12 protein-coding genes are annotated in these 22,951 nt (G+C 57.5%); 10 read left to right on the forward strand and 2 right to left on the reverse strand.

Annotated features, from left to right (window positions below; all coding sequences use genetic code 11):
• Positions 1 to 220: 220 nt before the first annotated feature.
• The 10 genes from DXC67_RS02035 (at position 221) to DXC67_RS02080 (ending at position 21,080) form a co-directional block, all read left to right on the forward strand.
• Positions 221 to 1,270, forward strand: a complete 1,050-nt coding sequence (locus tag DXC67_RS02035) for a hypothetical protein (protein WP_117637158.1) — start codon at positions 221 to 223, stop codon at positions 1,268 to 1,270.
• A complete protein-coding gene (locus DXC67_RS02040; protein ID WP_117637159.1) occupies positions 1,271 to 2,110 on the forward strand; it encodes a hypothetical protein in 840 nt (279 codons plus the stop codon).
• Positions 2,111 to 2,124: 14 nt separating this feature from the next.
• Entirely contained in the window at positions 2,125 to 3,069 is a 945-nt protein-coding gene (locus DXC67_RS02045) for a hypothetical protein (RefSeq protein ID WP_117637160.1), read from the forward strand.
• 40 nt (positions 3,070 to 3,109) lie between these two features.
• Positions 3,110 to 13,996: a hypothetical protein gene (locus DXC67_RS02050; protein WP_117637161.1), complete on the forward strand. Its 10,887-nt coding sequence runs from the start codon at positions 3,110 to 3,112 to the stop codon at positions 13,994 to 13,996.
• A 729-nt stretch (positions 13,997 to 14,725) separates the two neighbouring features.
• A complete protein-coding gene (locus DXC67_RS02055) occupies positions 14,726 to 15,121 on the forward strand; it encodes a helix-turn-helix domain-containing protein (protein WP_089573462.1) in 396 nt (131 codons plus the stop codon).
• Between the two features lie 287 nt (positions 15,122 to 15,408).
• A complete protein-coding gene (locus DXC67_RS02060) occupies positions 15,409 to 18,291 on the forward strand; it encodes a proton-conducting transporter membrane subunit (protein WP_117637162.1) in 2,883 nt (960 codons plus the stop codon).
• Positions 18,292 to 18,303: 12 nt separating this feature from the next.
• The gene (locus DXC67_RS02065; protein ID WP_117637163.1) at positions 18,304 to 18,921 is read left to right on the forward strand and encodes an NADH-quinone oxidoreductase subunit B family protein; all 618 of its coding nucleotides are present in this window, start codon (positions 18,304 to 18,306) and stop codon (positions 18,919 to 18,921) included.
• Entirely contained in the window at positions 18,921 to 19,637 is a 717-nt protein-coding gene (locus DXC67_RS02070) for an NADH-quinone oxidoreductase subunit C (RefSeq protein WP_117637164.1), read from the forward strand. The genes DXC67_RS02065 and DXC67_RS02070 overlap by 1 nt, the downstream gene beginning before the upstream one ends.
• 5 nt (positions 19,638 to 19,642) lie before the next feature.
• A complete protein-coding gene (locus DXC67_RS02075; protein WP_117637165.1) occupies positions 19,643 to 20,731 on the forward strand; it encodes a nickel-dependent hydrogenase large subunit in 1,089 nt (362 codons plus the stop codon).
• Positions 20,732 to 20,738: 7 nt separating this feature from the next.
• A complete protein-coding gene (locus DXC67_RS02080) occupies positions 20,739 to 21,080 on the forward strand; it encodes a 4Fe-4S dicluster domain-containing protein (RefSeq protein WP_117637166.1) in 342 nt (113 codons plus the stop codon).
• Positions 21,081 to 21,866: 786 nt separating this feature from the next.
• On the opposite strand, the gene DXC67_RS02085 is transcribed toward DXC67_RS02080, so the two are convergent.
• The gene (locus DXC67_RS02085; protein WP_117637167.1) at positions 21,867 to 22,496 is read right to left on the reverse strand and encodes a response regulator transcription factor; all 630 of its coding nucleotides are present in this window, start codon (positions 22,494 to 22,496) and stop codon (positions 21,867 to 21,869) included.
• A partial coding sequence (locus tag DXC67_RS02090) for a sensor histidine kinase (RefSeq protein WP_369831355.1) occupies positions 22,493 to 22,951 on the reverse strand: 459 nt, incomplete at its 5' end. The genes DXC67_RS02085 and DXC67_RS02090, both read right to left, overlap by 4 nt.

The raw sequence follows: 22,951 nt of genomic DNA on the forward strand, positions 1-22,951 counted from the left end.
GCACCAAGTCCTTGGCATATGGGCGTGGCTGCTGTTCGTAATCTTTAAGACATCATTAAGGCTTGCGTTGTGGAGCAAGCCGCAGGTCAATGCTATTCTTTTACCTTATCGTACGGTGTTGTATTCTGCCTGAATTCTCTACCTGCGAACAACGGATAAACGCGACCGAGCGGAAAGGATGGCACGCCCGCTAGCAGGGCAAACGCAAACGATGAGTGGCATGGACCGACATAGCGAGCTCCAGCAGCACAAGACGGCGGCCGAGTACCGCCAAGCTGCCGACGAGCATGTGCGGACCCTCAAGGATTTCTGGAAGGATTTCCTGGTGAGCGGTCTGTTTGTGCTGGCCGCCATCGTTGCCATCTTTGCATGCCTGGCCTGGTTTGCCGCGAATAACCGAGTGAGTGCCACGGGGAGTACGATCGGGGCGAAGGGCCCACGGTTTGTGCTCTCGGGAACGCAGGGCGGCACGGCAGGTAAGTACGACGCCCAGGACAACTACGCGTCGGACAGTACAAGCCTTGCCGTGAACAATCTTTTCAACCTCAATAACATGAGTGCCGATGGCAGTCTTTCTCCGGGGTCGGCGGGCCAGCTTCAGCTCAACGTCAAGCCGCTCTGCAACGACCTGCACGATATTACGGTGGAGATGACCTGGGAGATTTCTGTCCAGACGAGCGTTGCGGGCACGGACGGCACTGCTACGGACGCATCGAAAAATGAAGAGATCATCAACTCGCTTAAAAATCTGGTGCGCGGCCATATCTTGGTTTTCCAGGGCAAAGACACCTCTGGCTTTTACTCCAATCCGCTGGTTCCCACGACAACCACGGTGACCCAGGACGGAGCGAGCGTCACCGTCATCACACAGAGCTTTACCATTCCGGCGAAGAGCTTTCGTGCTGAGGGCTCAAACAATACGACCGAAACCGTCACCAAAACCCTCTACTGGATTTGGCCGGAGCAGTTCAAGAGCTATGTTCGCACGGGCAACGCCGGCTACGGTGGCAACCTTTTCGCTAACACAGGCGACGAGGGGGGATACACGACCCTCGTCGGCGACATCAACAATAACCACGCGTGCTATTTCCGCGCCGATAGCACGAGCGTGCCAGGTCAGGCGCCTAGCGCGGTTCCGCCTGTCGGAGCCGGCATGTCCTCTGCGGATGTGGAAACCTGCGCCAATTATTACAACAACGCCGACGAGATTATCGGCAAGAACGTCAAGTACATTCGCGTGCGCTTTACCGCCAAGGAGGCGGATAAATAAATGGACGAGCAGCTTAATGCCCGCGAGCAGGGCGATATCAAACACAACGAAGGAGCGGCAAACCCCGGCGGCAACGGGTTCGGCTCGCACGGCGAAGCGCGTCCGGCTGGCCGCATCGAGCGTATCAAGGCTTGGGTGAGCGGCCACCGTCGCGAATCCCTTGCCATCATGGGCTTGCTTACCGTGCTTCTCGTGTTGCTGGGATTGACGCTCGGATGGTTCGTCGATGCCAATCGCGGCTCCACCGTCGGCAAGATCAAGGAGCCGGCAGAGCTCAAAGTGCTGGGCCCCAACGCTACGGCAACAGAGCAGATCGACCTGAGCTACAACCCCGAATACGGCGATACCAAGACTGGCAACACGGTGACGCTCAAGCGCGCGTTTTGCGTGCAAACGGGCGGTGACGGTTTTGAGCTGCAACTCGCGAATACGACCAACATTACAGGTCTCACTATTGAGCTGTACAGAGCCGAGAACACGTCTGCGCTCCAGACGCCCGACGTGAGCGGTACCGCAGACGGCAAATCTTATAGCTGGAAAGCAACCGGAGAGAACCTGCTTACGAGCTTCGAATATATCAACAAGGAGAACGACGGTCTGGCAGCCGTGCCGGGCGAGGGCGCAAGCGACCCTACGTTCAAGGACTATCAAAACGTCCAGCGCAACGCGCGCCCGCTCTACCGATACAAGAAATTCGGCAAGAGCGAACTCAACGCTAAGACGCTCGACGGCTCGACTGACAATGACACGCTCAACTTTATCATCAGGCTTTCGTGGGACGAGAGCGCCAAAGAGACCGATGTGATCTACCTGATCGCGCGCAACACGAGCGGTAAGTAGGAGAGGGGGCGCACATGGAGAAGCGAGAGAAGCAGCAGGATGCCGAGCGCGAGCAGCTGGCAAAAAGCAAGAGCCTAGCCAAGAATAAGCTGGTTGTGGCAGCAATCGCACTTGCTTGCGCCGTGGCGCTCGTGACGGGTGGTTACTTTACCTATTCCGCCTACACCGCCAACGGATTTCTAAAGTCCGTCGCCGCAACGGGCACCGCGCAGAGCCTGTTTGCGAGCGACCTGCTCACGGGCTATATGAGTGCGCCTGGCAACGACGAGCTCGACCGCGCCCAGCGCTCCGTTACGGTATATCCCAACAACAAGCAGTGCAGCTTCACCTTTAGCATCTATAACTATTTGCTGAGCAACAGCAACTTCTGCAACGATAAAAACGTGACGTATACCTTGACGGTCGAGGGGTATGGGCTCGATGGTGCCACGTGGAGCTATGCGCCCCAACCCGCCGGAAACGTCAAGCTTCCGGAGAATCAGCCTACCAAGAACGATTACACCGTGACCTTTCCTGAGGACAAGTTGGGACATGCCTACTTTGTGATTAAGGCCATGGTTGTTTCGAAGGAGAGCCCCGGCACCGAGCTCACCTGTCTGGCGGCGAAAGTCGTGCCGTCAAAGAAGGCCGAGGTCAAAACCGCTGCGGTTGAGGGCGCGCTGGTTGATGAGGCTGGCAAGTTTGCTGATTACGCTGCGTACAACTACCGTGTGACGGTTACGGGCGCACCGGCAAACGTCACGCTCACGTGGGGGGAGAACGTGGAGATCGATCCGTTCTTCGAGACCAACCATGGTGTGACGGCGGATAAAACAAATCACACGGTTACGTTCACCATGGAGCCTGGCTCGATGATCGTCAACTTTTACCGAGCGGACGGCAAGACGCCCGGTGACTGGGGTGACCTGGGCATTAGGGTGAGCGGAACTACCCTGACGGGCACGACGGAGACTCAATAACTCTGGAAGCAGAGTTTTTAGGATAAGAGGTACGGAATCGATGAGAACGGCAAAGCGCATACTCGCAGAGTTCATGACGGTGGTCATGGTGCTCCAGGCATGTTCGCCCACGGTCGCCGCCGTGGCGGCAGGCTGGCAGAACATCTCGAGCGAGATTGCCACCGCGGCTGCGGAGGCATCGGACGCAGCCGAGAGCGGCGAGACCAAGAGCGATGTCACGACCGGGTCTGGGTCGAGTGATACCGGCGCCGAAAGCGACAGTGCTGGGGATGACGCGGCGAAGGATGACGCTGCAGCAGGCGATACCACCGATAACGCTACGGGTTCCGATTCCACGGGCGACCAGACGGAAGGCGACGATGCCGCTGACGATGCCGCCGCTGACGACGCCGAGCAAGATGCCGATGATGCGACTTCGGAGGACGCTGAGGACCAGGCGGGTGCGACGATTACAAATCTCGATGAGCTTGTCGAGCTGCTCGAGGCGAACGGCGCGGAAAACATCGTACGCAAAGACGACAGGAGCGGAATCCGAAGCCTTGATGTCAAGTCGTCGGAGGCGTTCGCCGTCCTGTCTAACGCCGACGCTTCGCTTTACTATGATGCGCAGATCAAGGTTATCATCACGGGCGATGCGAAGCTCACCGAGTCGGCTAAGAACGGCATGTCTTTCCAGGGCCTTGGCAGTGATGAGCATCCGTTTGAAGGCAAAATCTATAGGTCGTTGAATGGCGTTGATAGCCCTGTTGAGCTTACGTCTAACCGGACGGTTTTCAATAACTTCAAACTGACTGACCAAAACAATACGGTCAAGATAAAGTGGATAGGCGCAACTACCTATAGCGCGCCGATGGTCGCTACGAAGGTCAGCGGTGGGGGCAAGACGCTCAACGCTGTGGTCAACATCGCAGATCCCGTAGGTACCGGCGGGACGGATACGACTTCCGCTCTGACGGCGCCCCTTTTGGGTGAGGCGATGGGTGACCTTACTACAGAGGTCACCTATGGCCCTGCCGGTTCTCTCGAGAAGCTCAACGTAAATGCAGCGGGAAACATCGGTCTTTTAGCGAATACAGTCAAGAGCGGAACCTTTACGGTGGGGTCTGTTAAGTTTCCCGCTAGCCTTGCCGCGGGCGGTGTCGTCGAGACGAGCTCCGGTAATGCCGGTCTGCTCGTAGGCACGGTCGAGGATGGCGCGACTTTGAACGTCGGCACCCTTAATGTTCCCGCTGCTACCGTTCAGTCTGCAAGCGGTTCCGCCGGTGGTGTCGCAGGTCTCGTCGGTTCGAACACAGGCGCCACAGTCAACGTCACGGAGGCTCTCGACCTGCACATGCTCACCGTCAAGGGCACCACCGCCAGTGGCGGCTTCATCGGTAAGGCGACCAGGCTCGCGCTGGGCGCGGACAACAAGAAGTTCACCTGTCCCGCCAACGTCGGCGATGCGAACAGCAAAAGTTCCGGCGGCTTCATCGGCGACGTTAGTTTTGCCGGCCCGGTCGAGTTTGCCAACAACGACCAAATCGATACGGGCGAGGGCGTGAATCTTGGCCAAAGTGGGGACACGGGCGCGGGCGGCGTGTTCGGTCTCCTGGACACAACGAACGGCGATGTCGCAATATCAGGTGGCTCGTATACTAGCAAACTGGTGACGGGCTCCAGCTCCATCTATGGCGGTCTGGTCGGTAGAGTTCAGGATGTGACCAACACAGAGAAGTCGAACAACACCCTTCATATAAAGACGGGTGCCGCGGGCAACCGCTGTTCGGTTGATACTACATGCAGCGTCGCGCCGCGACTGGCAGGAGGCCTGGTCGGCTGGGTGGCAAAGAGCAACAATACTGGAGGCGTTGTAATCGTTGACGGCGCGGACGTCACGTGCCATTCTCCAAAAGCCAATGGAAAGAACTGCGGGTTTGGCGGTGTTGTTGGCGCCTTGGATAGCGGCTATAGCGTGGGCGGGCGTTCGCGTTTTGGAATTCTGGACTGCGGGGACGTTCGCGTTGAAACTGATAAAAACGAATCAATCGCATGTGGTGCCGGAATTGTGGGTTCGGCATGGAACGGCGTCTTGCGCTTGCGTGGGACTACCGATTTATCCGATTGCAAGCTCGAGGCCAACGGTAATACCAGCCAAATTCTTAGATCCTTGGATGGATGCGCCCCATTGGTGTTTGCTCTAGGTTCAGGCTCGGATGCTGAGGCAACGAACGATAATTATTGGCTTTACAAACGTCCTGCTGCGGCGAGGATCGATGACCTGACCTATAACCAGGTTATCCGCCTGACCGGAGAGGAGGGCAAGCTCAGCAAGGATCTTATTAAACTTGATGAAAGCACCTTTTATCAGCCGTTGTGCAATCTGAGTGGTGCTCCAGATGCTGGCAGCAGTGCTGGCTACTCTTGGGGTTATCAGCTACGGTCCCAAAATGGTGACGGGAAGTCGGGTACATACCTCATTAATGATGCGGATACATTCGCATGCATTGCCATGACGGTCCAAACGAACGGCTACTTTGGCGGTGTATTCGGCATCGGCACGGCTAATATTACGAGCTGGTATGGTAATAGTGGGAATGCTATCTCAATTACTTCCGACATTGACCTGCGAGGTACAGGCCTTGAAGGTCTTGCATGTGATGGGTCCGGGCAAGTTAATGCCTTCGTAGGGGCTGTCGAGGGCAACCATCATACCGTTACCTTGGCGATTGGCGAACCTTACGGTACGCGCAACGGCAATGCGCTTGGCGCAAACGATTCGACTGAAGGCAACGGCAAGATTTACCGGCACAGCCGTCTGGGCCTCTTTGCCGCTATCGGCGGTGGCGCGACGGTGAATAACCTCACCGTCGATGGCGTTATGAAGTTCGATAACGGCTTAGGCGTCGACGCTGGCTCGCTTGCGGCAACTATCACTGGCAAGACAACGCTCAGCGGCGTTACGTGCAAGCCGAAAATCACCTGCGATGATACGTTCGGCAACGATGTCAACATTGGCGGCATTGCTGGTAGCGTGAGGGGTGGTGGAACCGTTACTTTCGGCAGCAGCAACATAAGTGGCAGCACGAAGGCGCAAGCGACCGTCAAAACGGGCGCTACCCTCAACGGCAACACGCGCATTGGCGGCGCTATCGGTTATGTGGCGGACGTTGTCGCTATCGTCAACGTGACGAGTCTCGAGGTCGGTGACGCGACCGCGAGCGAAAATGCGATTACCGCGGGCGACAGCGCGAGCAATAAGAAATCCCAGATTGGCGGCCTTATCGGCTGCATCACTCAGGGCACCGCGGCGAATACGACCAACGTCAACATCACAGGACTTACGTTCAATTCGTTCAGCATGACCGTTGGCAAGAACGGTGACGCGAAGAACGGCGCTGGCGGTCTTTTGGGCTACAGCTGGGGCAATACGGTTGTCACCATCGGGGATGGCGCAAACACCAGCGACAGCACGTATGCTCTCAAGACGAACAACGCTTCCATAACAGCAAACAGCTCAGGTGAACTCGGCGGGCTCGTATATGCAGCCAGCGGTCACTGGGTTATCAACAACTATGCCATCGATCTTTCTGGTGCAACCATCAATGCCGAGAGCGCTACAACGCTTGGTCTGCTCATCGGTCGAGGCGGTAGGACGGAGAATTCCACAACATATGGAGTGGAAACTTATAGCGGCTTGTATCTGGAGAACAAGGCGGGTTGGGACACTGCATATAAGGTCAATGGTGTTGCTGCGGGCAATGGCGTGAAAATCAACAACACGGCAATCAAAAGCAACGACAATGCTACTTCGTTTGATGAATGGGTCGGCAACAGCACGAGGCCTGCCTATGGAAATAAAGACGCCAGCAAACTCATGGACGGCGAATGGAATGTCGTCGTTTCGCTTCATACCAAAGACGGCGTTAATGACGGCAAGCTCGACATGAGCGGAGAGCCGGGAAACGACAACAGCTATCGCAACCGTTCCGATTTCGGCAAGAACCACAACACGAATGCCTGGACGAGGTATTACTACAACCTCGACAAAGCCTATGCGGCACTTGGGCAAGGCAGCTCCAAAATTAGCAAAATCGATACGGCGGAAAAGCTGCTCTTATGGTCTGCTTATCGCTATGCTCCAGCCGCAATTCGCTCGATGATTGTGCCGCAAGCGTTCAACGACGCCGTGGCCATCGGCGGCGAAAGCGGCAGAAGCGTCGAAATTGATTTGACGGGCTATAGTTACTATCCCACCCAGCCGAACGGAAAGGTGACGGTTGGTAATGCGACCATCACCTTCCATTACTCCGACATCAAGGCCGAGCAGAAAAGCAACAAGCTGAACTCTGCTGCTACCCAGCACGAGAACATGCACTGCGGTCTTTTCCGAACGGTGGCAAATGGCGATCTTACGGTGAATGCCGTCACTTTGGGTGGCACTGTTGGGCCCGTTGTCAACGACGGGAGAAGCAAGAATGATATTGCCGCCGCGGGTGGAAGCTCTTCGGGCGCGCTGGTGTGTCGCTACGTGTATGGGTCTAACAATGGCACGACCACCACTATTAGAAAAATCTCGATTGATGGCCTTACGCTCAACAATTTGACCGTCGATGGCGCTAGTGAGGCCACGGGCGCTGATGCTTATATGCCTCTGCTTATAAACGAGATGCAGACGTACGTGAACCTGAGCGCGAAGAACATCACGGCTACGGGATACGGCCGCAACACCAAGGTGGCAACCTCACTTTTTGGAAGACTGGGCGTGGGTTCGAGTGCCGACCAGGTTACGGCGACGTTTGGTACCATCAACGTGCCGAGTGCTACGAACAACGCCATCTTTACCCGTGCAAGCTTGCTTGAGAGCTTTGGCTACGGCGAGGGGAAGACCGGCTCGGCGGTGTATACCTTTATAAAGGATGACCAGACAAACGATAAGGTCACATTCGGCAGCGAGATCGACTCGAAGGGCGAATACTCTGGTAAGCAACTCTGGTACTACAACGAGAGCACCTATGGGACCCGCGCTGGCCTCGTCACCGTTGACAACAAAGAGGCAAATGCGGATACTCCGCAATTCGGTGGTTATCTCCCGTATGTGAAAAAGGGCAATGTCAACGAAAACAAAGTCCAATACCATGAAATCAAAGTTAACCAGCGCGTGCCCAAGCTTACGACAGGCTGCGGCACCTATGGTGATCCCTATACCATAACCAAGGCAACGGAGCTCAACACGGTTGCTGAGTACATCAATACTCAGAATCCAAGCGACGGCTGGGAAGTTACGATTGCGGCCGATCAGGAAACGCTATGCCAGCGCCGCTCGTCCAGCAAGGATGCTAGTAATGAAGTGACGTACGTCTACAAGCAGGCGAGCAAAACATGGGTGAGAATGATCGGGAACGACATCGACCCCAATGACACGCTTGACGATACGACGATGCACAGCTATCTCCAGAGTGCCTACTACAGCATCGAGCCGGAGAACGACAAGGGGGAAAGCACTGACACGCTTGAGCTGGACGCTGCCGTTTTTCAGGGCTTGGGTAATAAAGATTACCCGTTCCGTGGCGTTATCGTTGGTAATCTGAGGGGCTCGTCGCAGGCAGCTACGCAGGCGACTATCAAGATCCACAACTCCAAGGACACAGGTGCGCTTTCTGGGTTGATCCCGTATAGCTACGGTAGCGTTGTGAGTAATCTGAACATTGAATACTCGGGCAAGGCGGCCTCTATTGCACATAAGAATAAAGACGCCTCTGGCGTGCCGGGCGCGTTTTTTGGCGGCGTGATCGGTTGCATCATGGGCGGTGACAATATCATCGATGGCGTGTCGGTGAAAGCGTCTGGCGGCTTTAGCGTTGCTGGGGCAGCAGGCGATAATGGCGGCGCGCACCTTGTGCCCGTTGGCGGCTACGTTGGTGCTGTTGCGGGTGGCGGCGTCATCTTCCGCAACTCTTCCCGCGGCGACGGTGCCCTTAACGACTGGCATAGCGCTGGCGCTTCTCTCTACGACAACCCATATGTTGGCCGCGTGATCGACGGCTATGCGTTCAGCGAGCTTACCGATGATAAGAGTCTCGACAACACTGATCGTAACTACAAGGTGAACAATCTGGATACTTCGAAGACGGGGTGCATCAAGACGGATGCGACGCAGGGCCGCTATAGGGGAGACGACGCCAATAGCTCTGCGATAACCACAACCGTCAATGACTCGCAGGGACTGCTCGTACTCTCGGCCATCATCAGCAGCGGTGCGGCCGGCGGTTCGGCGAATACGAATACCACGAACGATGCGTATGGAACGTATGCGGGCTCGCGTGCCTACATGGGCGGCAACAACGCAAAGGGAGTGTACCAATTCGGCAACAAGCAATACGGCAAAGTTCGCAACGCGCGCTATACACATGTTGGAAGGCCGGCGAGTGCCGCTGAAGACTTTGCTAATGCGATAAGCGATGACATGAAAAGCCCCGGTATCCAGTTAGAGGGTAACGCGCTTGGCTACGCAGGCGATGGCTCGGGCGTTAACTCCCCCTACCTAGTAAAGAAATACGCAACGTGGCAGACGGGTAACATCTGCGCCGCGCAGGTCTCGGGAATGGATTTGCAGTTCAAAGCGGGTGAAACCTACGACATGACTACTTATGGCACGGGTTACACGGGTCTTTCGGGCCGCTACTACTCAAACGCATGCGCATCCGGTAAGGGCGCCGACCGCGATCGCATCGTGCCGCTTGTTGCGTGCATCAACGGTAACGGTGCAACAATTAAGGTCGGTAGCAAAGAGGCCAGCAAGGTATATGGGGTCACGGAGTACGCCGATGATAATTACAAACTCACCGGAGTGGGCGCTCTCTTTGGTACCGTAACGTATACCTCGACCAACGTGTTGGATAGCATCGGCACTCCGGCAACGGACGGCGCTGCTGCTACGGGCAACGGCGGCTATACCGTCCAGAACCTAAAGTTCGATGACTGCAATATTTCTCTTACGTATATCAATGCAGCCGGCGCCTCCAGTGGTGCGGGTAATGAGCAGGTTGGCGTCGGTCTGCTTGCGGGTACTACGGCGAACGCGAGCTCGCTGGCAGATTACGGCAAATATGCAGGAATTACCACGAATAGCTGCAGGGTGAATGGCCCCAATAACGTTGGCGGATTGCTCGGCGCATCCGGCTATGGTAGCCGCAGGACTGATAAAGATACAACTTTGCTGGTGAATCGTAACGACACCTCAAATTCGAACACGCGCTATTCTCCGGTCAAGCTTTACGATTGCTCTTATAGCAACATGGACATTTCTGGCGTGCAAAACGTCGGCGGCTTCGTCGGCAAGCTGAACCAAAATTCCGCTGGTGGCGTTTGGGCAAAAACGAATATGCCTATTGCCGAGAGTTCCACAATTATGTCAACTGCTGCCAGCGCAAGGACCGGCGGTATCGTGGGTCTTGCCGGAGGTGGTTTCCTGGTGAACACCGATGACGCTGGAACGCCTTCGCAGGGTGCCGGAAAGGCGGAGATCAGCAATGTCACGCTTCAGCCGGCAGCATCGAGCGCGACCGAGGGGACCGGCGGCCTTATCGGAAGGTCCGAAAATGGAATCGTGTCTGTCTACAATCTGTGCATCCATGGCGACGTGCAGAATAAAACGGTATTTGGTGTTAGAGGATCGAATAATCTTAAGTACGTTGCTGGTGCAGTCGGCGAAGCAGCTTCGGGCGGTGCATTTAAGTTCGATAGCTGTGTAATAAAAGACATCTATCTTGGTGCTCGTGAGTGCTCTGCCGGTTTAATCGGTGATCTGAAAGGTGGGTGTGCCCTCGAGGTCAAGAATTCAACTATCACTGGACTGGTCGTCGATGGTTCGTATTCTGGTGGTGTTGTTGGCTCGATCGGTAACACGGCGAACTCTGTCACGCTTTTGAACTCGACCATTGGCGAGAATAACTTTACCGGTAGCAAGAACGCTGCATGGAACTCATCGCTGGGAAGTTGTTCTGGTGGCGTGTCTGGCGATGGCCGTGGCTCATTTAGGCTCGTAAATGTGCTCATGGATCGCAATATCTTTGGGGCGCAAACTAGCCAGGGCTATTTGTTCGGAAATAGTTCATCCGCTGATCTCGTCAACGTTTTTGTCGCAGGAATTGCCATTAGACCAAACAGTGCGAGTGAATCGCTCAAGCTGATGCGCAATTCTTCCGGCACCGACGACCTTAAAAAAGTGAACAAAAAGTCATACATCGCATTTGCTGCCTATGAAGACAAGCTTTCCGATGCCAAGGGCGCGACACTGTATGGCAACGATGCTGCGAACGGCAATGTGACGGTGGCCGTTTCGCCCTACGTCACGACGAGTCCGACGAGTGGCCTTGTTGTGCGCGCCTCCGATGCTGACACGGCCGGCCGTTATCTGTTCGGCGACGGCATGAACGTTGGCCTTGCCACGGCCATCCAGAATCCGTCGAGCCCCGGCGTTGCCAACCGTTATACCTACACCAACATCGGCGGCATCAATGACGATGGCGCCTATCAAAATACGTCGAGCTATAACGCCAAATCCGTGGCGAGCATGTTCAATGCGAATAACGATGCAAGCGACAGCAAGGTTGCAACGGATTTTCCCGTTTTGGTGATCTCGGGTACCGATAATACGACGGCCAAGAGCTATCTAAACATCATCACGAACGGCGGCTTCTCTGACGCTTGCAGATTGAATAACGAGAATGGCACCAATCCGCACGTGACGGCCAAAGCAGATGTTTTCCAACTCAAGGATGGTGTGTTCGTTAAGGACGATGACGCGTCGAACAATCCCACGCTTCGTGTAGTGAACAACGGCAAGAACAATATGTCGTTTAGCCCAAGCTCCGATTGGGACAACGGCAAGGGCCGCTTTACGCTCCTGACCGTTACCTTTACCGAGGCGGGTCAGAGCTACAACGTTCAGGTGCCGATCGTCGTTAAGCGCAAGCTCGAGATTGATTTCGCTGCAACGTATGATTACGGCATCAAATTTAAAGAAAAAGACTACGCTAACCTTGGAAAAGATGCACACGTGCTTACGAGCTTTGGCGAGCCGATGACGGGTCTGCTTACCTGGACATACAATTCTGCCAATGGGAAGGAAGTCGACTTTGGCTGGGACAGCTATATGGCTGCTGGCGGCTCGATGAAGGGGCTCGGTAAGAGCATCCTCTTCAATGGTGCCGACGGAAGGTTGCCCCAGGGCACCCAGCTTACGCTCATCGATGCGAACGTTGACGGCCGGGCCGGTGGCAGAGAGTATCACTATACGGTGGGCGAAGGCGGAGCAACGAGCGTTTCCCTGAGCGGAAACGACGGCTTTAAGGATTCTGCGGGCAATCCATATCAGGAGCGATGGCTGAGCGAGATTTTGGATGTGTCGGCCACACAGGATGGCGCCGGCACATGGACCGTGTGTGATAACGAGGCAGAGGCGACCGCTAAAGCGAAACTCGATGGCAAGTGGACGCTGTTTAAGGTTGCGGGTGCTGACGTTCCCAGCAACAGCCGCTATACGCTAAAGGTACCTAAGGAGAAGGATACCGGCAGAGAGAAGCGTGCATCGGAGAGCGTCTACCTAGTTGTCAACGTGCCCAAGTCGGGCGACGGCGTGACGCAAGCTAGTATCAACGGTTTTACGGCTTCGTCTATTGACTCGAATTCTTCGGGTGGCCGCATATCTTGGAATCTGCATCACGTCTTGCGCACCGGTGGCGACGATAATCAAAACGGTACGGCATCGACATACAGCATCTTGTCCAATTACGGGCAGGAAGTTAACGACGGGAAGCCGGAGGCGCGCACTCCGGTTTCGAAGTCGACGGACGGCGCCGCCTACGTTCTTTCTCTTGACGTTACCGACACGATTACGTTTAACCCAAGTCAGAGCTATGCTGACTCGGACTCTTTGTTCTATCAGCTCGATACGTCACTGTGCAAGTATGGCGCCAACAATACCCTGACGGGGGTGAGTAGTTTCCCGAGCGGAACCTCGGCGATCGCTAAATTCTATGTTGCCATCGACAATCAGAACTATAAGTGGGATGGCGAAGATTGGGCGAAGTGTGATTCTTCGACGCCTGCGTTCACGCAGACCGTGACGGATACGGGCGATGACTCGCTGAAGCTCAAGCTCGATTGTGACCTCGCCAGAATCCGCAAGCGTGCAACGGGCGGATCCTTTACCGTGCGCACGGCTGTGGAAGAGATTCGCCTTACGCCGGACGGCTGCAACAAGGTCATCTCCCTGTCCAAGCAGTCTGGCGAGGACGCCTGTACCAAGATGTCCTATACCGCCAAGCTTTCGACGCGTAAGGAAGGCCTTAATACCTCGAGCCTGACGCAGACGAAGCGCGGTAACGTCGGGTACTATCGCATGGACACGGGTGATACGACCATTACGCTTTCTGCGCCAGATAAGTCGCAGCTTGGTATTAACGTGGACGACCTGCGTCCGATCGCGAATGGCACGATTGGTCTGGGTGCCACGTATGAACTGGGTGGACTCAGCAACGCCGCCGAGGCAATTGCGAACGCAGACTCTGTTGTGTACACGCTCGCGCTTCAGCGCCGCGGAACCGACGGCACGTATGAGAGCGTAACGGATGATATCTCCAACTACGTAACAGTGACGGAGAGTAAGCTTGCCGCGGTCGCTCCCTCCGGTAGCACGATCACCTTCACTGACTCGAAGGAGAACGGCAAGTTCAAAACGAAGAACGGTAATACGACGTTTAGCCTGCCCTTTACCGTTAAGGTCAACACGCAGGTTGAACAGCGTGAGCAGTTCTACGCGAACTATCGTCTGGTGATGACAGCGAGCTTGGTCAAGGGTGACGTGGCGAGCGCAAAGCCTCAATCGCCCGACTATGTGACCTACACGCTCACGAGGGTGAACCTCAACGGCATCGACCACTAGTTCCGAAGCCAACTGGCTTCGCAAAGGGGGCGGCAACCACCCGGTTGCCGCCCCCTTTCTAGTCTGCGCGATCCCAGTCTTGGACTCCGCTGGACAGTTAGTTCAGATACGTATAATTCCAGACCGCAGCAGGCGCATCCGGCGCTCGTTTTGGGGAAGAAAGGGGCTCAAAACTAGGATTCGGTAGCTATCTGGGCTCGATTTGCGTGCAATGAGTCGCCAAAGAACCCTCTCCGGGGACCATAGCGCAGCTTTATCAGCATAGAAAAATACGTATCTGAACTAACTGTCCAGCCGCCGTTGGAGAAAGGTGTTTTAGCTCTCCCGACCCCTCCACCAGGCTTTCCAACTTCCCACTTAACTTAACACTTAAGGTGGAAAGCTGGGTAGAAAGCTGGAAAGTTAAGTGGAAAGCTGGAATGTTAAGTGGAAAGCTGGAAAGTACGCGGAAGACTGACATGCTAGCCCAGAGGCTAGAGGGGTTAATAATTATGAAGACCATACCAAGCGAAACAAAAAGATACCAATCTGGTTGGTAAAACACGCTCAATGAGCTGCGAGCTAACTAGCTGCGTAAATTAAATGTAAAGAACTGTCGCAAATAAATGGCAAATGCCCAGATAACGCCGCGTCTATTTTAATTAACTGCTTTGAGCAAACAGTAAAATGCTACTATCTAACTTGCACGTAAGAAAGCAGATTAACGGTTAAGGCTAAGAAGTGGCAGGTATGTCGGAAGCAACTAGGACTCGCACGCATGCGCCCGAGGTTAGGCAGCGCGCCGTCGAGATCCTCCAAGAGGGGGTCGGTCATCGCGCCCTCGCCGCGGAGCTTGGCATTCCCCAGGCCACGGCTCGTCAGTGGGCCCGCGCGTATGCCGTAGGCGGTGCCGACGCCGTTCTCAACGCCGGTTCGCATCATCACACCTATTCGTACGAAGTTAAGCTCGCCGTGGTCAAGGACCGCTTGGAAAACGGCTTAACGGTTCGCGAGGCCATGATCAAGCACAAGATTCCCAGCGAGTCTTCGGTCAAGGCTTGGTGCCGCCAGTATCGCGAGAGCGGTGAGTCCGCGCTGGTTGATAAGCCGCGCGGTCGCAAGCCGCGCGTTAAAAAGGCGGAATAGCGAACGGGATGGTGCGCCCACAGGGGCGCATTTTTCTTGCCGCGCCAACTTTTTGGACCGTCGTGAGCCTACTGGAACATCCTCCAAAGTGGTTAATAAACCGCGCGCAGTGGCCCGTGCGCCCGCCGCCGCGATAGGGGGAGCGTCGCCTCTCTGCTCCAAAGCGGACAGACTCGTTACCCCGTACGCCTAAAACTCCCCAGTTGACCGAAAACCCGCCGCCGCTACTCCTCAACTGAGCTATAACGTTAAACAATTGCAGCGTTTTTGCATGGGGGAGTGATGGTATGACGCTACTGTATTTCCTTACCCTGTTTCCGCTGGTACCGGCGCTGGGCATGCTGCTCGCGCGCGGTGACCGCGCCCGCGATGCGGCGGGGCTCATAGGCTCCGGCATTATTATGGCGGTGACGGTTGTAGTCGCCGTCATGTTTTTTGGCACGGGCCCGCAGAGCTTCGAGGTTGCCCCCGGCACCTCGCATGTGCTCTCGATCATCAGCTCCGTCATCGACGTGATCCTGTGCGCCGTCATCCTGTACAACGCGCGTAAATATAAGAGCACGCTCACCACGGTGCTCGGCGTGGTGCAGCTGGTGGGCTCGCTCACCTTTGCAGCTATGACGCTGCCCGCGACCGAAGCCGTCACGGCAACGCCACTCTACCTTGACTACATGAGCGTGATCATGGTGCTTGCCGTCGGCATTGTCGGCAGCCTTATCTGCGTGTACGCCCTGGGCTACATGAAGGACTTCCAGGCCCACGACGAGCACGAGGCAGCGCTGCGCGGGCAGACGGCGCCTGACCGACGCCCGCAGTTCCTGGCGCTTATGTTCCTGTTCCTCTCGGCCATGTTCGTCATCGTGACAAGCGACAACCTTGAGTGGCTGTTCTGTGGCTGGGAAATCACCACCGTGTGCTCGTTCCTCATGATTGGCTACACGCGCACGCCCGAGGCCATAAAAAACGCTTTCACCCAGATCATCCTCAACATGCTGGGCGGCATCGCGTTTTTGGCCGGGCTCATGTACCTGCACGTTAACGGCATGCCGCTGACCATCTCGGGCATGATCGAGCTTTCCGGCGCCGGAACCGCGCAATCCGCGCTGCTGGTGATGCCGGTCGTTCTGCTGTCGCTCGCCGCACTCACCAAGGCCGCGCAGATGCCGTTCCACACTTGGCTATTGGGTGCCATGGTTGCCCCCACGCCCACGAGCGCCCTGCTGCACTCGTCAACCATGGTCAAAGCCGGCGTGTTCCTGATGGTCAAGCTCAGCCCGCTCTATGCCATCTATCCCGTGACTGGCTTTATGGTCACGAGTGTGGGTGCCATCACGTTTTTGCTCGCTGCCCTCATGGCCATCTCGCAGAGCAACGCCAAACGCGTGCTCGCGTACTCCACCATTTCCAACTTGGGCCTTATCAGCGCCTGCCTAGGCGTCGGCGCGCCCGAGGCCGTGTGGGCCGCGATCTTCCTGATCCTGTTCCATACGGTGGCAAAGTCGCTGCTGTTCCTGTGCGTGGGCACGGCCGAGCATCATATCGGCAGCCGCAATATCGAGGACATGGACGGCATGTTCAGCCGCATGCCGCACCTGACGCGCCTGATGATGCTGGGCATTATGGGCATGTTCGTGGCTCCGTTTGGCATGCTCGTGTCCAAGTGGGGCGCCCTGGTGGCGTTTGCCCAGACCGGCAACGTGCTCATGATCATGGTGCTTGCCTTTGGCTCGGCCGCGACGTTCTTCTTCTGGGGCAAGTGGCTTGCCAAGCTTTCGGGCGTCGACCCCACGGCTCAAAACGTTGAGGTCAATGTCCATAAGACCGAATGGATGGCCCTCAATACCATCGCCGCGCTGCTGATTCTGTGCTGCGTGGCGTTCCCGGTTATCTCGAGCGGTCTGGTGTCGCCTTACTTGGCCATGGTGTTTGGCCGCGTGCCGTACGTTATTGGCAAGGATGCCATGTATCTGATGGTGGTTATCGTGGCGTTTATCGCCGTGGTGCTGCTGACGTCGTTCCGCGTGAGCAATAAGCCGCACGTCAACGTGTACCTTTCGGGCGTTGGAACCGAGAACTACCGTCATTTCCGCGGCTCGATGGGACACGAGGTAAAGGCCGAAAAGCGCAATTGGTACTCGGAGGACGCCCTTGGCGAGAAGCGTATTGGCCCCGCGGGTAGCGTCGTGTGCTGCAGCATTATCTTGTTTGCGCTGCTGTGCTGCGCGTGGATTGGGCCCGAGCGGCTTGCCATGAGTGCGCCCTCGGTGCTGCGCGGAAAGTATTTCGAAGGCTCGGGCGTCGTGGGCATATTTATTGGCACCGTGGCGTTTGCCTTGCTGGCGCCGCTTGTGGGCGGCCTGATTGACGGTCTTGACCGTAAGCTTTCGGCTCGCATGCAGGGCCGCGTGGGCCCGCGCTTGCTGCAGCCCTTCTACGACGTTGCCAAGCTGCTGCGCAAGGCCCCCGCCAGCGTAAACACCATGGACGATACCTACATGGCGTGCGCGCTCATCTTTACCGTGGTGGGCGGCGGCATCTTTGTGTCGGGCTCCAACACGCTGCTGTGCGCTTTTATGGTGACACTCGCCGCGATTTTTGTGGTGTTGGCGTCCGCCTCGACGCAAAGCCCGTTTGCCCAGGTTGGCGCCGATCGTGAGTTGCTGCAGGTTATGAGTTACGAGCCCGCCGTTCTGTTGATGAGCGTGGGCCTGTATCTTGCCACCGATAGCTTTGATTCCATCGCCGTGACGGGGCAGTCGGCCCCCATCATCGTGTACAGCGCGCCCATTTTCCTCGCGCTGCTCGCGGTGCTTACCATCAAGCTGCGCAAGTCGCCGTTTGACCTTTCGTACTCGCATCACGCGCATCAGGAGATTGTCCAGGGTGTCGCCACCGAGATGAGCGGCGGCACGCTGGCCAAGATGACCCTTATGCACTGGTGCGAGACCGTGCTGTTTTTGATGTGGGTGGGCATGTTCTTTGTCTGGGACAACCCGGTGAGCTGGGTGGTCGCCCTGGTCGTGATGGCCGCGACGTACTTTGTCGAGGTGCTGATCGACAACACCTTCGCGCGCAGCACCTGGCGCAGCTGCTTTAAGCTCGGCTGGGGCGTGGCGCTGGTGTTTGGCCTGCTCAACCTTATGCCCATCCTCGTCGACGTGTTTATTTAGGAGGCGGCATCCATGGATCATAAAATGTCGCGCTCGCCGTGGGTTATTCATTACGACGGCTCGAGCTGCAACGGATGCGATATCGAGGTGCTGGCCTCGCTCACGCCGCTGTTCGATGCGGAGCGCTTTGGCGTGGTCAACACCGGCAACCCCAAGCATGCGGATATCTTTTTGGTGACGGGGTCGGTCAATGCCCAGAACCTGCCCGTCGTGCGCCAGATCTACAACCAGATGCTCGAGCCCAAGTGCGTGGTGGCGTGCGGCATCTGCGCGTGTTCGGGCGGCGTGTTCCGCGATGCCTATAACGTGATCGGCGGCGTGGGCCGCGCGATTCCCGTGGACGTGTACGCGCCCGGGTGCGCCATTCGCCCCGAGACCGTGATCGATGCCATTGTGGAGGCGTGCGGCATCTTGGACCAGAAGGAGGCCGTGATGCGCGCCGGCGGCGATCCGCTCACCGTGGGCGGCGCTGCTACTTGGGATGGTGGCGTTGAGCTGGGCGAGGACGGGTTTGTGGCTGCGGGGGCCGGGACTGACGGTGCCGGTGACGCGCCTGCCGGGAAGCCTGCTGCGCCCGCCGCTGGCGACGCACCTGCTGAGACGCCCGCCGCTGCAAAGGAGGTCGAGTAATGCAAAAGGCTATCTATATCACCGTCGGGATCGACAAGCTCCTGCCGCATGTCCAGGCGCTCAAGGGCGTCGGCGCGCGCTTTGTGCAAATGCATGCCGAGCGCAACGTCGACGACGGCTCGTATCGCTTGGTCTATACGTTTATCAACGTCCGTGCTGCTCAGGAGCATATTGCGCAGGACGGCAGCTATGCGATCGAGAACCTGGTGGTCGAGGGCATCGACCAGTACCAGGAGATTCCGTCCATCAGCTCGTATTACCCCGCGGTGTTCCCGTTTGAAAATGAGGCCCACGACCTGTTTGGTCTTGCCATCACCGACATGCAGATCGACTTTAAGGGTTTTTTCTACCAGGTTTCGACTGCCGAACCCATGAGCGTCATCACGCCCGAGGTGAAGGCCGCGCGCGAGAAGGCCATGAAGGTCCGTGCCGCCGCCGAGGCCAAGGCGCGCAAGGCCGCAGCCGAGAAGGCCGCTGCCGCTGCTGCTGCGGGGGAGGGCGCTGCGGGTGCCGGCGATGCTGCGGGCACTGCCGTCGCCCAGTCCGCTGCGGCTACCGGCTCCGATGCTCAGCACGATGAAGCTGCTGCCAAGGCCGCACTTAAGGCTGCCGAGCTGGAGGCAAAGCTCGCCGCCATGGATCCCGAGAAAGCGGCCAAGGTTCGCGCGGCGCTTGCCGCCAAGGCCGCCCGTGACAAGCAGAAAAAGGAGGCGTAAGGTCCATGGCACATCGCTCCGTTATTCCGTTTGGCCCGCAGCACCCGGTGCTGCCCGAGCCGCTTCATCTGGACCTGGTGATCGAGGACGACCGCGTCATCGAGGCAATTCCGCAGATCGGCTTTGTGCACCGCGGGCTCGAGAAGCTCACCGAAAAGCGCGACATGCATCAGTTTGGCTACATCGCCGAGCGCATTTGCGGTATCTGCGCCGTGGGCCACAGCTGCGGCTATGCCAGCGCCTGCGAGCGCATGCTCGGCATCGAGGTGCCCGGCCGCGTGCAGTATATCCGCACCATTTTGCACGAGCTTTCGCGCATTCACTCGCACCTGCTGTGGCTGGGCCTGCTCGCCGATGCCTTTGGCTTCGAGGCGCTGTTCTATCGTTCGTGGACGCTGCGCGAGCAGATTCTCAAGATCTTCGAGAGCACTTGCGGTGGCCGCGTGATCCTTTCGATTAACGAGATCGGCGGCCTTAAGCACGACATTGAGGACTCCGAGCTAGCGGGCATTGTCCAGACGCTCGATGCCATGCGTCCCGACTACGAGGCCCTGGTGCATACGTTTTTGGACGACGACAGCTGCGGCGAGCGCCTGCATGGCGTGGGCGCGATCAGCAAGAAGGACGCGCTGGATCTGTCGATGGTCGGCCCGTTCGGCCGCGCCTCGGGCGTGGACTACGACGTGCGCATGTTCGGCGACGGCGCCTATGCAGATCTGGCCGCGTTTGAGCCGATCGTCGCTACCGATGGCGACTGCTATGCCCGCTGCCAAGTGCGTTGTGCCGAGGTCACGCAGGCCATGGACATCATTAAGGAGCTTGCGGGCAAGATTCCGCACGACGGTATCGGTGGGCGCACCAAGCTTACGCCGGCCGACGGCGCGCGCGGCGAGGTTGTGATTGAGCAGCCGCGCGGCGAGGCGTACTACTATGTGCGCGGCAACGGCACCAAGAACCTGGACCGCTTCCGCGTGCGCACGCCGACGTCGCAGAACCTGGCGGGTCTGACGCATGCGCTGCAGGGCGTGCTCCTTGCCAACGTGCCCATGATCATCCTGACCATCGACCCCTGCATTAGCTGCACGGAAAGGTAGGCGCGGCATGAGTTTGCTGACATTTGCCAAGACGGCCTTGGGCTCTATGGTCAAGCAGCCGGTCACGGTGTGCTATCCGCAGGAGGGGCTGACGGCGCCCGAGCGCTTGCGCGGGCACATCGTCAACGACATGGACGTGTGCATTTGCTGCGGCATGTGTGCTCGCCGCTGCCCGGCGGGTGCGCTTGCGGTCGATCGCAAGGGCGGAACGTGGTCGATTGATCCGTACGCCTGCGTGGTGTGCGGCGAGTGCATCGAGAGCTGCCCCAAGCACTGCCTGACTATGGACACCGCCCGTACTCCGGTTGCGGCGGACAAGACTCCCACGGTAGAAACTAAGCCGGAATAACGCGTAGACGGGCCGGCGGGGCAAAATTGCCCCGCCGGCCCCGCGCTTGAACGCGCGGCTGGGCCGCCGCTAACAAAACCATGCCGGATTACGGGGCTGGATGGCGAACCTCCGACCATATAGAAAATCGCAAAAACAAAACCGCAGGTAGATAGCCTGCCGTTTTTCAAAAAATGAAGGTATGGATGAGGGCCCCGACTTTAGCTCCGTAATCCGGCATAGTTTTGAAATGGCACCATATCCGTGACAGCTCTTGATCTCCCATGGACGGAGGAAAGCGGATCATTTTTGCCTTGCGAAGGCTGCCGCGTGATCCGTCTGCCACGAAATGGGCCCATCTACTATGTTTAGGCGGCAGCCCTCGACCACGGCAAGCAATGCGAAATGAAAACCGCAGGTAGAACGCCTGCGGTTTTTCATGAAACGCGGCTATGGTCAGGGGTATCGGGTCAAACGTAGTAGATGGGCCGATTTCGTGGTGGGCGCCGTCAGCCGATCTCCGTGGGCGGAAGAAAACGGATCATTTTGGTCTCGTGAGGTTTGCGGAGGCACTCGTGCAGGGCCGTCGCGAATAAAACTATGTCGGTTTACTACGATGAATTCGGCATTCCCGACCATGACTGCATTTTTCTAAATATTGCAAGCGTTCTACCTGCGGTTTTGGAAGCGCGCAATTTGCCGTGGTCGAAGGTGGTCGATTCATCGTAGTAAACCGGCATAGTTTTGAAATGGCATTAAATCGGTGGCAGCCATTTTACTTTGCCGGGGTGGTCGGTTGTTGGGTAATTACCCTCGCAGGTAGGCGATGGCGATCTGCGTGCGGTTGCGCAGGCCCATTTTGGCTAGGATCGAGCTAATGTGGTTGCGCACGGTGCCTTCGCCCATATAGGCGGTGGCAGCGATCTCCTTGTTATCGAGGCCGCGGGCGATGAGCTCGGCGACTTCGAACTCGCGGTCGGTCAGGCTGGCAAAGGCTGCGGGCCGGCGGGGCGTGCCCGTCTTGTCGCCCATCCCGTCAAAGTCAACATCTTCGATCGCCTTGCCCTCGAGCACGCGTTTGCCATCCATGACCTGCGCCAACGCTGGCGGAATGGCGGCGACATCGGTCTTGATCAGGTAACCGCGGGCGCCCAGCTTGAGCGCCGATACAATGTACTCGTCATCCGAGAATGTCGTCAGAAACACCACGCGTGCCGCGGGGTCGTGCTCAAGGATTTCGCGCGCCGCCGAAAGCCCGTCGCGCCCCGGCATCTGAATGTCGAGCAGCGCGATATCGGGCGCGTGCTCGGCGTAGAGTGCCACCGCGTCGTTGCCGTCGGCTCCGGTGCCCACCACTTCGATCTGCGGCTGGGCGCCCAGGATAATCTTGAGCGAATCGACTACCAAGCGGTCGTCGTCGACAACTATGAGCCTCATCGGGCGTCATCTCCTTGCTGTTTGGGGACGGTGGCAAACACACGCCAGCCGCCGGCGCCGGCACGCGGGCCGGCGGTGAAAGTGCCGCCAAGCGCCTCGACGCGCTCGCGCATGGAGACGAGCCCCATGCCTTCTGCGACGTTGCTGCTGCTCGCCGGGGTCGCGTCTGCGCCATCATCGGTAACGATGAGCTGGTAAAACGACGGATGCTCCATGCACCGCACGGTAATGGTTTTGGCATGGGCGTGGCGCATGGCGTTGGAAAGCGCCTCGCGCAGCACCGCCGCAAAGCAGCTGGCGACGTTGGCGGGCGCATGCTCGGCCAAAACTTCAAGCTCAATCTGTGGGCCGCTGTCCGAGCGTACGCCTTCAACGATGCGCTCGAGCTGCACGGAGAGGTTGGTCGCATTGTCGTTGAGCGCGTGGACGCTGGCGCGCACGAGCTGGAGCGCCCC

The organism is Collinsella sp. TF07-1, from assembly GCF_003437235.1.
GTDB lineage: Bacteria > Actinomycetota > Coriobacteriia > Coriobacteriales > Coriobacteriaceae > Collinsella.

Excerpts from the sequence above, each read along its gene's own strand:
- DXC67_RS02035 (WP_117637158.1), top strand. The coding sequence starts at position 221 with ATGGACCGACATAGCGAGCTCCAGCAGCACAAGACGGCGGCCGAGTAC.
- DXC67_RS02040 (WP_117637159.1), top strand. The coding sequence starts at position 1,271 with ATGGACGAGCAGCTTAATGCCCGCGAGCAGGGCGATATCAAACACAAC.
- DXC67_RS02045 (WP_117637160.1), top strand. The coding sequence starts at position 2,125 with ATGGAGAAGCGAGAGAAGCAGCAGGATGCCGAGCGCGAGCAGCTGGCA.
- DXC67_RS02050 (WP_117637161.1), top strand. The coding sequence starts at position 3,110 with ATGAGAACGGCAAAGCGCATACTCGCAGAGTTCATGACGGTGGTCATG.
- DXC67_RS02055 (WP_089573462.1), top strand. The coding sequence starts at position 14,726 with ATGTCGGAAGCAACTAGGACTCGCACGCATGCGCCCGAGGTTAGGCAG.
- DXC67_RS02060 (WP_117637162.1), top strand. The coding sequence starts at position 15,409 with ATGACGCTACTGTATTTCCTTACCCTGTTTCCGCTGGTACCGGCGCTG.
- DXC67_RS02065 (WP_117637163.1), top strand. The coding sequence starts at position 18,304 with ATGGATCATAAAATGTCGCGCTCGCCGTGGGTTATTCATTACGACGGC.
- DXC67_RS02070 (WP_117637164.1), top strand. The coding sequence starts at position 18,921 with ATGCAAAAGGCTATCTATATCACCGTCGGGATCGACAAGCTCCTGCCG.
- DXC67_RS02075 (WP_117637165.1), top strand. The coding sequence starts at position 19,643 with ATGGCACATCGCTCCGTTATTCCGTTTGGCCCGCAGCACCCGGTGCTG.
- DXC67_RS02080 (WP_117637166.1), top strand. The coding sequence starts at position 20,739 with ATGAGTTTGCTGACATTTGCCAAGACGGCCTTGGGCTCTATGGTCAAG.
- DXC67_RS02085 (WP_117637167.1), bottom strand. The coding sequence starts at position 22,496 with ATGAGGCTCATAGTTGTCGACGACGACCGCTTGGTAGTCGATTCGCTC.